Origin of the sequence: Methylobacter sp., from assembly GCF_004322395.1 — a bacterium.
GTDB lineage: Bacteria > Pseudomonadota > Gammaproteobacteria > Methylococcales > Methylomonadaceae > Methylobacter_A.
Genome location: NZ_SCTW01000044.1, coordinates 1 through 14177, shown reverse-complemented (window position 1 = coordinate 14177; position 14177 = coordinate 1). Strand labels below are relative to the sequence as shown.

General features: G+C 44.0%; 9 protein-coding genes and 1 pseudogene. 5 read left to right on the top strand and 5 right to left on the bottom strand.

The window, feature by feature from the left end:
- Together EPO18_RS06095 and hemC are read right to left on the bottom strand one after the other, a co-directional pair.
- Positions 1 to 801: a uroporphyrinogen-III synthase gene (locus EPO18_RS06095; RefSeq protein WP_292431994.1), complete on the bottom strand. Its 801-nt coding sequence runs from the start codon at positions 799 to 801 to the stop codon at positions 1 to 3.
- 2 nt (positions 802 to 803) lie between these two features.
- Positions 804 to 1745 (bottom strand): hydroxymethylbilane synthase, encoded by a 942-nt coding sequence (gene hemC / locus EPO18_RS06090; RefSeq protein WP_363331481.1) that lies wholly within the window; start codon positions 1743 to 1745, stop codon positions 804 to 806.
- Positions 1746 to 1902: 157 nt separating this feature from the next.
- On the opposite strand from hemC, the gene argH reads away from it, so the two are divergent.
- The 5 genes and pseudogenes from argH to EPO18_RS06065 all read left to right on the top strand — a co-directional run bounded on the left by argH (position 1903) and on the right by EPO18_RS06065 (position 10553).
- The gene (argH, locus tag EPO18_RS06085; protein WP_292431988.1) at positions 1903 to 3297 is read left to right on the top strand and encodes an argininosuccinate lyase; all 1395 of its coding nucleotides are present in this window, start codon (positions 1903 to 1905) and stop codon (positions 3295 to 3297) included.
- 14 nt (positions 3298 to 3311) lie between these two features.
- The gene (locus tag EPO18_RS06080; RefSeq protein WP_292431986.1) at positions 3312 to 6125 is read left to right on the top strand and encodes a class I adenylate cyclase; all 2814 of its coding nucleotides are present in this window, start codon (positions 3312 to 3314) and stop codon (positions 6123 to 6125) included.
- A 631-nt stretch (positions 6126 to 6756) separates the two neighbouring features.
- On the top strand, positions 6757 to 7770 hold the full coding sequence (gap, locus tag EPO18_RS06075; RefSeq protein ID WP_292431983.1) for a type I glyceraldehyde-3-phosphate dehydrogenase: 1014 nt from the start codon (positions 6757 to 6759) through the stop codon (positions 7768 to 7770).
- Positions 7771 to 7785: 15 nt separating this feature from the next.
- A complete protein-coding gene (gene pyk, locus EPO18_RS06070) occupies positions 7786 to 9225 on the top strand; it encodes a pyruvate kinase (protein WP_292431980.1) in 1440 nt (479 codons plus the stop codon).
- 166 nt (positions 9226 to 9391) lie between these two features.
- Positions 9392 to 10553 (top strand): annotated as a pseudogene (locus EPO18_RS06065) (IS3 family transposase).
- A 587-nt stretch (positions 10554 to 11140) separates the two neighbouring features.
- Here the strand turns inward: EPO18_RS06065 and amoB are convergent.
- From amoB to amoC, 3 genes are all read right to left on the bottom strand, one after another.
- Positions 11141 to 12385, bottom strand: coding sequence for a bacterial ammonia monooxygenase, subunit AmoB (gene amoB, locus EPO18_RS06060; protein WP_292431977.1), 1245 nt, complete (start codon positions 12383 to 12385; stop codon positions 11141 to 11143).
- Positions 12386 to 12495: 110 nt separating this feature from the next.
- Positions 12496 to 13239 carry a bacterial ammonia monooxygenase, subunit AmoA gene (gene amoA / locus EPO18_RS06055; RefSeq protein ID WP_292431972.1) on the bottom strand — a complete coding sequence of 248 codons (744 nt, stop codon included), beginning with the start codon at positions 13237 to 13239 and terminating at the stop codon, positions 12496 to 12498.
- A gap of 118 nt (positions 13240 to 13357) precedes the next feature.
- Positions 13358 to 14110, bottom strand: coding sequence for a bacterial ammonia monooxygenase, subunit AmoC (gene amoC, locus EPO18_RS06050; RefSeq protein WP_292431969.1), 753 nt, complete (start codon positions 14108 to 14110; stop codon positions 13358 to 13360).
- Positions 14111 to 14177 lie beyond the last annotated feature (67 nt).

The window sequence follows — 14177 nt, the reverse complement described above, 5'->3', positions numbered from 1 at the left end:
CTATTCCCCTGTCACACACGTTATTACTGTCTCAAGAATTGCTTTATCGGTAGGACTATCCGTCACAGCAATTCGATTAAATCCCATATCGGCAGCTATATACCTAATCCTATCGCTAACTACCACCAAGGGTATTAATAACAATAGCTTACTATTTCTTTCATCCAACATTGCACTTAAGTTTTGCAATGCTTCTGCACTGGTCACGGTAATGGCATCCAATCTGCGTTGTGCAAGCAGTTGGACCACTGGCGAGTTATCAATCCGGGGCGTTATCCTTTTATATACTTCCAGATAATCAACTTCTGCGCCTCTGCTGCGTAATGTTGTTGCCAGCTGCTCACGTCCGCCTTCACCGCGAATAATTAAACAATTTTGTCCTTCCACTTGCTGTAATTGAGGCATCGCCAGCAACGCTTCGCTGTTATAACCATTTTCAGGCACTAAATCGACGGGTAATCCGGCCACTTTCATGGCTTGCGCCGTAGCCTGCCCAACTGCGGCAAATCCCCCCCGGCCCCCTTTTTGCAAAGGGGGGGCGGGGGGGATGATTATACGGGCTATTTTGCCACTATTCGCCTTTAGAGCAAAATTTACTGCATTGGCGCTAATAAAAATTACCCATTGGAACTTGTCCAGATTCGCCAACGTGGCTTTTATCTCGCAGGCATTATCTCTCGACGCGATTTCCAGCGTGGGAAACCTTACGGCTATCCCGCCTTGCTCTTCAATTAAATGGCTCAGGTTATCCGCCTGATGCTCAGGCCGCGTCACTAAAATATGCAAGCCGTTCAAAACCATATTTAATGAAACAGCGCTTGCAGAATTTTATCTGCGCCTTGGGCTAATAAGTCTTCAGCAATCGTTTTGCCGATAGCTTCCGCCTTGTCCAGGCTATCCGTCCGTTCAGACCGGTAAATCAGGCTGCCGTCAGGGCTTCCGACCAATCCGCGCATGAACAGCCGCTCACCCTGCAACTGTGCAAAGCCTGCAATCGGCACTTGGCAGCCGCCATTCAGGCGCGCATTCATCGCTCTTTCCGCTGTCACGCACAACCCTGTTTCGCTATCGTGCAACGCAGCCAGCATCTGGTTGATTTCAAGATCATCGCTCCGGCATTCTATGCCTATAGCACCCTGCCCTACCGCCGGCAAACTGATTGATGTATCCAAGTATTGGGTAATACGTTCAGCCATGCCGAGTCTTTTTAAACCGGCTGAGGCAAGAATAACAGCATCATATTCTCCTGCATCAAGCTTGGACAGACGGGTATTTACATTACCCCTCAACGATAATATCTCTGCATCGGGATAAAGTTGTTTAATTTGACACTGCCTGCGCAAGCTGGACGTGCCGATTTTGGCATTAACCGGCAAGTCATGTAACGTCGGGTAATGTTTGGAAACAAAGGCATCGGTCGGATCTTCGCGAGTTAAAATGGCCGCCAAATGCAAACCGTCCGGAAACTCTACCGGCACATCTTTCATCGAATGCACCGCAATATCGGCTAAACCTTCCAACATGCCCTGCTCAAGCTCTTTTACAAACAGGCCTTTGCCGCCAACCTTGGCTAAAGGCGCATCAAGGATCTTATCGCCTTGAGTAGTCATTTTAACCAGTTCAGTCCGGCACCCCGGAAATGCGCGTTTCAACCGTTCTGCAACATGTTCTGCTTGCCACAAAGCCAAAGGACTCTTGCGCGTTGCAATACGAATAATTTTTTCAGTCAAAAGAACACCTTTCATTTTCAACAATAAATAACGGTATTGTAACCTGTGTAAGTTGATGGCGGTTAATCGAACTTGAATTCTTTGCCCACAGGAATCTAGACAAGGAGCGTTAGCAGGAGCGGAAGCTTTAGCTGTATAATTTGACTATTTAAGCCAATTCGCAAAAACCACCATGTCTAACGTTAATTCCGATAAACTTTCCAGCGCCCGTTTTGCCCAAGCAACCGATGCCTTTGTCGAGGTATTCACCGCTTCTGTCGATTTTGACCAACGCATGGCGCAACAGGACATTGATGGTTCAATCGCTCATGCCAAAATGCTTAGCTCTTGCGGCATTCTGACCGAGCAGGAACGCGACGCTATTATTAATGGTCTGAGCCAAATCGCTCAGGAAATCATTAACGGCGAGTTCGTCTGGTCGATCAAGCAGGAAGATGTCCATATGAACATTGAAGCCCGCCTGACTGATTTAATCGGCATTGCCGGAAAAAAACTGCATACCGGACGCTCCCGCAATGATCAGGTCGCTACGGATATTCGGCTTTACTTGCGCAGTGAAATCAATCAGATATTAAGCGAGCTCACACGCCTGCAAACAGCTATCCTGGATTTGGCGGAACAACATGCCGACACCATCATGCCGGGTTTTACTCATTTGCAAGTCGCTCAGCCGATTACTTTCGGTCATCACCTGATGGCCTGGTTTGAAATGCTCAGCCGAGACCGGGAAAGATTGCAGGATTGTTGTAAACGCATCAACATCATGCCGTTGGGAGCGGCTGCACTGGCTGGAACCAGTTACCCGATAAACCGCCACATGACGGCTGAACTGCTTGGTTTTAGCAGACCTTCTGCGAACTCCCTGGATTCGGTAAGCGACCGCGATTTTGCGATTGAATTTGCGGCGGCCGGTAGCTTGATCATGATGCATTTATCGCGTTTTTCCGAAGAACTGATCTTGTGGTCTAGCGCCCAGTTTGACTTTGTCGAGATACCCGATGCATTTTGCACCGGCTCATCAATTATGCCGCAAAAGAAAAATCCCGATGTACCCGAACTGGTGCGCGGTAAATCAGGCAGGGTAACCGGCCACTTGGTTTCGCTACTGATGCTGATGAAAAGCCAGCCACTGGCTTATAACAAAGACAACCAGGAAGATAAAGAGCCTCTTTTCGATACCGCCGACACCTTAATCAACTGCTTGCGGGCTTATGCGGACATGGTTCCGCACATCGAAGCCAAAAAGGCCAATATGTATAACTCAGCCAAACGCGGTTTCGCCACGGCTACCGATCTTGCCGATTACCTGGTACGCAAAGGCATGGCTTTTCGCGATGCCCATGAAATCGTGGGCTTGGCAGTACGCTTAGGATTGGAAAGCCAGCGCGATTTATCGGAGTTGTCCTTGTCAGAACTACAGCATTTTTCGGAACTGATTGCAGATGATGTTTTTGACTATTTAGCTCTGGAAGGCTCGGTTGCGGCTCGTAAACACATTGGCGGCACGGCCCCTGATACTGTTAGGCTCGCCATCCAGGCAGCACGACAACACATAGCATCCGTATAAATAGCAGCTTCATCATGACCAAACCACACCAAGAGCCGTCTATCCATTTAGGCTCGCCCGGCGAAGAAATCAGCATACAAGACCTTCAAACGATCAAACGCCGCTTTAAACGCTTAAATCAGCTTCGTGAACAACGCGTTCAGGAATTTCTACAACCTCGCCAACAAATATTTTTAGATTTATTGCCATTACTTTTTCATTGCAATCTTCCCATGCTGCCGGGATTTATTTCCTCGGCAACACCCGCAGGAATACCTGAGTACAACCCTGGCATTCAGGCAATAAATGCCGCTAAGCAACTTGCGAAAAATTTCAAATATCATACCCGCACGGCATCAGGTATTCTCCCTATCGAAGGACTGTTTTTGATGGGTAGCGTCGGCAGTATTGCCTTTTCCAAAACCAGTGACATGGATATCTGGTTATGCCATCAATCCGGTCTATCAGACCGTGCTATTGATGAACTGCAAAAAAAAGCCACTGCAATAGAGAACTGGGCTACATCTTTAGGGTTGGAAGTGCATTTCTTTCTAATAGACAGTAAACAATTTCAACTCGGTGAAAACACCCCGATTTCTACAGAAAGTAGCGGTCAAACACAGCATTATCTACTACTCGAAGAATTTTATCGGACGGCAATTTATATTGCCGGGAAAAGCCCTGCATGGTGGCTCGTTCCACCTCATGAAGAAGGCAATTACTCACGCTATATCAAACATTTAATAAAGAATCTCTTCATTCCCGAGCATGAACTTATCGACTTCGGTGGTTTTGATGCTGTCCCGGCTGAAGAGTTTACCAGTGCAACCCTCTGGCATCTTTATAAAGCTCTTCATTCGCCGCACAAATCGTTATTGAAATTGCTACTAATGGAATGCTATGCCAGCGAATATCCTAAAACTGAATGGCTTTGCCAAGACATAAAAAAAGCCGTTTACCAGGGTAGCTATATGACAACCGATCTCGACCCGTATTTGCTCATTTATCAAAAAGTCGAAAAGTACCTGCAAAACGCCCATAGTCATGGAAGGCTAGCCTTGGCTCGTCAATGTTTTTATTTAAAAGTAATAGGGGCGTCCAACAACGCCATGGACTCCCAGACGCGAGCTGACAGGGAGAAATATATGCAATATATTGCTGCACAATGGAATTGGCCGGCGGCTACTACTAATAATCTTAAGCATCTGCGGCTCTGGAATATAAGAAAAGCGACGTCAGAGCACGCCGTTATTTTGCAACAACTGACTCACTGCTACCGCATGATAATGGGGTTTGCCAAAAACCATGTAGCCCAAAATCAGGAAAACAGTGACGATCTGAAATTGATCGGCAGAAAACTTCATTCATTTTTGGAAAAAAAGCCGGGCAAGATTGAAATCATTACTACGCGCTCAGCAGTTCACTCAAAAGAGAGTACTTTATCTATCGTAGAAAATCGCTTTCCCGGAGGTAATGATGGATGGGCCTTATACGATCAAAAAAACGTACATATGGATAATGCCGCAGATTTCGAACCCATACAAAAATGCCGGACTTTAATTGAAGTTCTCTGCTGGCTGGTCGTCAATGGACTATATCACAAACAACTACAGATCCAGTTCAGTTCATATTCACTCAAAATGCCGAATGAAGAGCTGTATTCAGCCTTGGCGCAAATTAATGTTTTTTTAACACAGAACTTTAACTACGATACTCCGCTGGAGACTTATCAAACTCCCAAAGTTCCGCTGAATTCACTGATTATTATAAATATGGGAATTTCAGATGACGATGGACTGTGCGTTATGAGTGAGCGTTCCGATGCATTAAGTTACGGGATGAACCGTCAGTGCTTTATCCAATCTGCAAGCAGAATTTCATTATCCAGCTGGAGCGAGATAACAACCAGTCAAAATGAAGGCATCGAGGGATTATTTAACTGCTTAACGGACATTATTAATAATAACAAAAAACCGCTATCTTTAGACACTCTGAAATTGGTTTGCCACACGCCAGCACGAGCCAAAGGCATTATTCACCGTGTTGAGATGGTATTCAACACTTTGGTTAAGCTCTTTTCTAAACAACATCCTAATCGCTCTCCCCGTTATATTTTAACTGGCGGAACTTCATTTTATGTCTTCCAGTCCACAAACAAAATCCTAAGTTATAAAAAACTGACCACAAAAAAACTGCTATTAAGCGAATTAACCAGCCCTCAGGCAAAGTTCAGCACTATTCACTTTGATCAAGCTGTCCTTGACAACACTCCCATCCAACTAATTTATTCCCTGAACAGACCGCTAGTGATTCAGCTTTTTTATTATGAGAACAAGGCGAGCACCAGTTTATATATTGTCGATGAAAAAGGAGCTTTGTATATTCAGCAGCACAGCAAAGCAAACGCTAGCCAACTACTTAAGCAATACTCTATTTTTTTAGAATCGATCCTCAACCGCAATCTGTTTGAGACACTCTTAACTATCGAATATTATGAAATCAAAAAAAGTCCTGTCGGCGTATTTTCCTATACTCCTATACAATTGGAAACCACATCATCAAACAAGGAATTAAGCCTACGTATCACTGGAGAAAATACTCATAATGGCACTACCTATACGATTTACTGCGACGAAAAAGAGTTTTCCTCGCTAGACTACGGCAATCAGGTTTTTTACGCCGTTTACCAACACATACTCCAATTGAGGAGCGATAAGATTAATTATCCAATTCATATTACTGATATTGACCTGCCTCTTTCCACCTTCCGCGTTGACAGCCCAGAAAAACTGCAAACCATTCATTATTTAAACTACAAACAAAAAATAGAAGACAAATTTAATATCTAACAACATTAAACTTTTTGAGCCATATGCATCTTATACAGCATAAAACTTCTTGAAAAAAAACCTTAACAACGGTCAAGCCCGACCCAAAATCAATAACAGTCAAGGTATTACGATATAACTCCGATCCGTCCTCTGTGCAGATGGTGAGTTTGCACCAGTTCACGAGCAACGCATCATCGGTATCGCTTAACGGCACGACATGAGGACTGTGCGCGAATAGCTGACTTTGCCTTGCGATGGGTTTTAGATGAACAGCAGGAACCCTGAATTTTTTGCGCGAAAAATTATTGAACGCCATCCAATTTCTGCAGTAATCGATATCCGATGTGCGAAAGAGTCGATGACGCCTCTCATTGCAAGCCGTCAAGTCGAACACAATCGGGTACACCGCTCAGTTCGGTCGAATTTGATTTTTAAATTATTGTAAATTCAAAAACCATACTTTAGATAAGTGTTTTTGCAATATTCTTTATGTTGATTTATAGGGTATTTTTTGACATGGCGCGATTGCCTTGCTGGGTTTTCTACGTCAATAGACTAATGATCTTAAATTTTGATATAATTAGTAGGATTCTCGGAAGCTTTAGAGTTATCCGTTTACGTTTTCATTTCATCACTCTGGAGAATATCTATGCCAATTAAAGTTGCAATCAATGGTTATGGTCGTATTGGACGTAATATCGTTCGTGCATTATACGAAGCAGGCCGTACCAATGAAATTCAAATTGTTGCAATCAATGATTTAGGCGACGCTACAACAAATGCTCACCTGACTCAATATGACTCAGTGCATGGTAAATTTCCTTTTGAAGTGAGTGTCGATGGCGACAATATCGTTATTAACGGCGATAAAATTAAGGTTTTCTCAGAAAGAGACCCATCAAAATTGCCATGGGGAGAGCTCGGTATTGATGCCGTTCACGAATGTACCGGTTTATTCACCAGCAAAGCCAAAGCATCCGCGCACATTACTGCCGGAGCAAAAAAAGTTATTATTTCCGCACCCGGCGGCAATGATGTCGATGCAACTATCGTCTACGGCGTAAATCATGATGTTTTGAAAGCTTCAGACACCGTAATTTCTAATGCCTCATGCACAACCAACTGCTTATCACCTTTAGTTAAGCCTTTGCTCGACACAGTCGGAGTGGTGCATGGTTTAATGACCACTATTCACTCTTACACCAACGACCAAGTTCTGACTGACGTTTATCACAGCGATTTACACCGCGCCCGCTCAGCCACACAATCAATGATCCCTACTAAAACCGGTGCAGCTGCGGCTGTTGGCTTAGTATTGCCTGAACTGGTTGGCAAAATGGATGGTTTCGCAATGCGCGTACCAACTATTAACGTTTCTGTTGTCGATTTAACCTTCCAAGCAGCCAGAAATACCAGCAAAGAAGAAATCGACCAAATTCTAAAAACCGCATCCGAAGGCTCATTAAAAGGCATTCTGGACTTCAATACAAAACCTTTGGTTTCAATCGACTTTAATCATAATCCTGCATCGTCAATTTATGAAGCGTCATTAACTAAAGTCATGAATGGTACCTTTGTAAAAGTTTTATCTTGGTATGATAACGAATGGGGCTTCTCAAACCGTATGTTGGATACCACAATTGCTTTAGTCAACGCAAAATAACGGATTTCCTATCTAATGTTAAGAAGAACCAAAATTTTAGCAACACTAGGCCCGGCTACGGATAAGCCGGGCGTACTAGAAGGCATGTTTGCTGCGGGCCTTGACTTTGTTCGCATGAACTTTTCACATGGTTCCGCTCAAGACCACATCAACAGAGCCAATGCTGTACGTGAACTTAGCCTAAAAACCGGTAGGCTGGTTGGCATTTTGGCTGATTTGCAAGGGCCTAAAATTCGTATCGCCCGATTTAAAGATACTAAAGTGTTTTTAAACGAAGGACAGGATTTTGCTTTGGATATCAATCTTGATCCGATGGCGGGAGATAATACTCAAGTCGGCATTACTTACGAACCTTTAGCTCTAGAAGTCAAGCCAGGCAGCAGGCTACTACTCGATGATGGACGTATTGTGCTTGACGTAGTCAATGTTGAAAACATGCGCGTTAACTGTACCGTTATCGTTGGCGGCGATCTATCTAATAACAAAGGTATTAACCTGCTGGGCGGCGGCCTCTCTGCAGCTGCCCTAACCGATAAAGACAAAGAAGACATTAAAACGATCGCGATAATGAAATGTGATTATGTAGCCATTTCTTTTCCGCGCACCGCCGAAGATCTTCATGAAGCACGCCGTCTGTTAGTTGCCGAAGGTTGTCACGCAGGCATCGTAGCTAAGGTTGAAAGAGCTGAAGCTTTGGATGTTATTGATGAAATTATCCTTGCATCGGATGCCGTCATGGTTGCTCGAGGCGATCTCGGCGTTGAAATTGGTGATGCCAACCTGCCTGCCGTGCAAAAAATGCTGATTAAGCGCACCCGAGAGCTCAATCGTGTTGCGATTACCGCAACACAAATGATGGAGTCGATGATCGACAATCCAATTCCTACTCGCGCCGAAGTTTTTGACGTTGCCAATGCAGTTTATGATGGCACTGATGTCATTATGCTATCTGCTGAAACCGCATCTGGTAAATATCCGGTTAAGGCCATTGGTGCAATGAATCGTGTTTGTGTTGAAGCTGAAAAACAACCTAAAGTCCGTGTCTCAAGACATCGGGTCGATGATCAATTTGAGCGCGTCGATGAATCCATTGCAATGTCTGCAATGTATCTGGCTAATCACACTAAAATCCATGGCATTGCTGCGTTAACCGAATCAGGCTCTACAACATTATGGATGTCCAGAATCAGCTCAGGCATTCCAATTTTTGCATTCAGCCCTCATCAAGAAACACTTGGCAAAGTCACTTTATACCGCGGCGTTTTTCCGGTGCTCTTTATTCATGACCTTAGTGATCACGCCGCAGTTAACAGAGCAATTATTGTAGAATTGAAAAGACGAGGTGTTGCTGCGGATGGAGATACATTTATTATTACTCAGGGGGATCTGGAAGGAATTCCGGGCGGTACTAATGCTTTAAAAGTTATCACTGTTGGGCATGACTTAACTCACTAAAGTTTTGTTGACTACTGTTAACGTTTTACGTTTTTAGCAAAAATCTTTTATTAATGGCCGGAAATTCAATATTTTCAGGCCATTATTTTTGGCAGATATGTTCTGATCTTGTCCCGATCTAGCGGACACTCGACTAAGAGAGTAATCTCTAAAACCGAGATCAATAATGAAACCCAAAAAAGAATCAACAACAGCAGTTGTCCGCAACAAATACACAGCTCAGTTTAAAGAACAGGCATTGGAACGTGCCGATCGTGATGGTATTCCCAAGGTAGCCCAGGATTTGGGACTTGCCGAATCGATGCTCTATTCATGGCGGTCAAAACGCCGCCAGACAGGCCAGCCTTTTGAAGAGCAAAAGCTCCAACAAGCTGAACTGGCGCGCCTCAAACGAGAAAACGCCCGTCTTGGAAGAGTGGCTTTTTTAAAAAAGGCGGCAGCGTACTTTGCGAAAATGCCCAAGTGAAGTACGCCATGATTAAGGGCAACGAAGATCATTTTCCCGTGGGCATGATGTGCCGCATGCTATCGGTTTCACGCAGTGGTTACTACAGTTGGAAAAATCGGCCCCTCTCTGACAGAGGGATCAAGCTAACCAAGAGCTGGCGACTGAAATCAAACGTATCTTTGATGACGAAAAAAGCCGACCCGGCTCACCCAGAATCTCCCGGCGGCTTCAAGAAGAAGGCAAATCGGCCAGCCCCGGCACCGCGTGGCTAAGCTGATGAAGGACAATGGCTTGCGTGCGAAAGCCGCCAAGAAATATAAAGCCACCACCAACAGCAACCACTCCTTGCCTGTCGCGCCCAACCTGTTGGAACAAAATTTTACTGCGGATGTGCCTGATCAAAAGTAGGCGTCGGACATCACTTATATTTGGACGGAAGAAGGCTGGTTGTATTTGGCGGTGGTGCTTGAGCTTTATTCCCGCCGCCGAGTAATTGGTTGGGCTACCGGCGAACGAATGACAGCTGCTTTGGTTTGTGATGCTTTGATAATGGCATTATGGCGTCGTCACCTGCCAAAGGGTGTCATTGTGCATTCAGACCGGGGCAGCCAGTATTGTTCTGCCGCTTATCAGAAGCTTTTTACCCAACATCAATTGGTTTGTAGCATGAGCAAGAAAGGCGATTGCTATGATTATGCAGCAATGGAAAGCTGGAGCCATAGCTTTAAGGTCGAAGCGGTTCATGGCGAACACTTTTTGACGCGTTCGCAAGCCAAGTATCAAGTGTTCGAATAGTTTGAAGTGTATTACAATCGCAAACGGCTTCATTCCAAATTGGGCTAATCGCCCAGAAACTTTTGAAGCTAAAAAAGTCGCTTAGTTCAGTGTCCGTGAAATCAGGGCAAGATCACATTTGTATGTTAGCCAACCTACGTCTTACACTGAATATTGAAGTGCAAGGCGGCACAAACAAGTGACTTCCAAACACAGCTCCTCCTCCGGGCTCTAGTCGTTGCTGAGCCGGCTGCCCCATGAACACTGTCCGGCCTCATCAACAGTCCGAAACCATCACCAGCCCCCCCCCATGCAGAGGTTGAAAAAGTGGAAAAGCGCCACCCTAACATCGCCGCCTTCTTCAAAGAATTGTGGAGCGGTTGACGCTCTTGCAGCACTGATGTCTTATTCTAAAGATTGGCACTTGTAACATCCTTCGTGGTCAATTGCGCGCGCCCCCAAAAATCTGTCTGCTGATCTCTGTTTAAGCAAAGGCAAGTGCTTTTATATTTAGGTTCATTAATCTGAAAAACTTTTAGTGACAGTTATGTTGACATTTATCGCTACTAAAAGACCGATTCGGTATTTCCCAAATAAAACACAAAAATTTCCAAAAAAAAGCCCCTGCTACCTATTGGTAACAGGGGCTTCAATTCCTTAACTGACAACAAAAGTCGCCAGTTAATTATTTCATTAAATGAAAGATGGAATTAATGGAGCATCTACCATAACCATTTGACGGTTGCCAGCTTCATCAAAGAAGAATAACAAACCAGCAAAACGGCTGTCTGGATCATAGATCAAGTCAGCTAAACGGTAAACTTCCCAAGCAGCGTCAGAAGCAGTAACTTGTACTGTTCTTGATGTACCTGGAGCGATTGGGCTGTTATCACTAACAGTCAAACCTTCTTCAGCCAACAAGTCATCTGGATAGCCTGTTTCATCTACATGAACTTTAGCATCTAAGAAACGAACACCAGCAGTGTTGAACTCGCCCAAACGGATTGAAGAATCGCCATTATTAGTGATAGTCAATGTCATTTGCATTGCACGACCTGGTACACGATAAGTTGCATCTTCAACTTTAACGTTAACAGTTCTTGCAGGAAGTTCAATTGGCTTCATGCCACGTAACAAACCAGCTTGTAATGGAGTTGTTACAGGGTATGCTGCATTTGTGCTGCTCATAGTAAATGCAACGATTGCCATTGTAGCTACTGCAAAACCAACACCAACTTTCTTATCACCAGCAGTAATCAAAGAATCTGCTTTTCCTGCTTCCATAGCAATGTGACGTGGAACGAAAATTGGTTTACGAGCCCAATATCCCAACCAAGCCAAACCTAAGGCATACCAGAAAGCGTGCCAGAAGTAAGTGTTGCTCAGGTTATACGTTTCCAGGTTGATTGTATCACCTAACAGCGTAGTAACTGGGTTAACAAATGATCCCATAGAACCAGTAACAGTTACCCATTTACCTGGACCGATGATTGGACCACCGCCTTTTACGTTCATCATTGTGTGTACGTGCCAGTCACCTGGACGACGTGCTTTCAACAATACTTTGAACTCATAAGTATCGCCCAGTTCCAGAGTAACTGAACGAGGAACCAATTGACCACCGATCCATGAACCTTGACGAATAAATACAGGTCCTGGAATACCGATGTTCAAAAATGAGATTTCTGGTTTATCAACAGTTTCAGGCCATCCAGCGAAAACGTGGAATTTACCAGAAATTGTCATAGTATCGTTAACAGCAACAGTGTCTTTTGACCAGTTCAGGTCAAACCAGTGAATTGTACGCATACGCATAAATGCAGCTTGCGACTTTTCACCATGAGCAGATGCAGTTGGTGCGTAAAACATCGCTGCTGTAACAGTTACCAGCAGTGCGACAAAGGATAATTTAGCAACCTTGTCTTTTATTAATTTCATATATCCTCCTCTATAATAGAGAATCTATAGTTTTCAGAGTATCTGATGTCAACAGCATATTTTCTCTTTTTGACACCAGTCTTTTTGTGTGATTTCCTACAACCAAGCTCTTAAGAGCCTTGGGTGAATGAAGTACCACTGAACCATCTACCGAAGAAATGCCACAAGAAGTAAATCAAGATACTCACGAAAGCAGAGAAGAATGCTGATACTGGAGCAACGTCTTTACCAAAAGTTCTTAATGTGCCTTTTTCAACCATTCTGATGTACTCAGGTGTACCAGTTCTTACGTAGTGGTAACCTTGTAAATCAGCCAGTGTCATCATCATGCCATTGTATTCAACAGGAACATGTAATGGAGCTATAACTGGCCAGTTGCCTGGATAGAACAACAGGCCCCATGCCATACCGCCGATCACTGCTGTAATTGTCATACTGTTTGACAGCATTAACACAACATCAAGAACGATAGCACCTGGTACTAGTTGTGAAGGGAAGCAAAAACTTACTGGGAAATAAGTCCAACCCCAGAAGTTAATATATCTGTTGATCCACTCACCTAAAAGCAGACCTAAAACACAAACTACCGCGCCAAAAGGCAAACGGTAACGCCACCACAAGCAAGCTTGAACAGCAGCAGGGAAAGTAATACCAACTATAGGCACAACAGTAACCCATAGACGTCTATCTTTCCAGTCGGTCCAGAAATCCCAGTCACCACCAGTTAACATAAAGTGAACGTGATAACCACCAAGTACAACGAAGAACAATGTAAACAGAATTAGCCAATCGAACGTACGTGAAACTTTAATTGCTTCAGCGCGTGAACGTACAGCTGATTGAGATGCGCTCATTAGCTTACCTCCTAAAGGATTTAAATTATTTTTATTAATTGACTATCTTACCCTTTGCTGTTCCGCCCCGAAAAAGGCGAAACAGCGAGGAGATAGTAATTACAACCAAAGACTTAAATTAAGCTAAGTCTTTTTTCAGAAGCTTAGCAATTGCCATAACTTCTGTATTCACAACACCCAATACACCTAAAGCTGCCCATCCGAAGAATACGAAACCATAGTGTAAAGGAGCAACAAACAACTCTTCCATAAACCAGAAAGTGTGACCCCATTCATTCAAACCAACATTTGGCAGAATCATGAAAGGACCAACAGTCGCTACCATATACTGAAGGTGCAAACCTTGCTGATAAGTAGGAAGTCTTGTTTTTGCATATAAGAAGCAAGCGCCACCAGTGATGATGTAGATTGGATAGCTCAAATAGAATTCAATAACATGACTTGGTGTAAAGTCAGTATCACGAACGATTGTTTGATGCCAAGTACCATCTTGCTCTGTGAAGTAGCTAGCGCCATAATAAATAGCGATACCGTACATTGCCAACCAAGTCCAATGAGTAAAATGTCTTCTTAACTCTTCTCTTGGTGTGATTGACATCACTTTACGATCACGAGTTTTCCAGATATAACCCCACAAAATACCTGCGGTTGATACTTCCAAAACAAACTCAATATAAAGAAAGTTCATCCAATATGTTTCGAATTCAGGAGCGAATGAATCTAGACCAGCTGACCAGCCATAGACACCTTCATACCAACGAACCCAACCATAAAACACTATATAAAGCAGTGCTCCAAGGATCAAATTTTTCTTATTTAACAGCGGTGCTTCCGCAGCATCAGCTCTCACTGATTCAGTTGTAGCTGCCATTTCTACCTCCAAAAATTATCAAATCCCTAACTTGTTACGGCTAGGGGCTAAGTTACAACTCCATTTT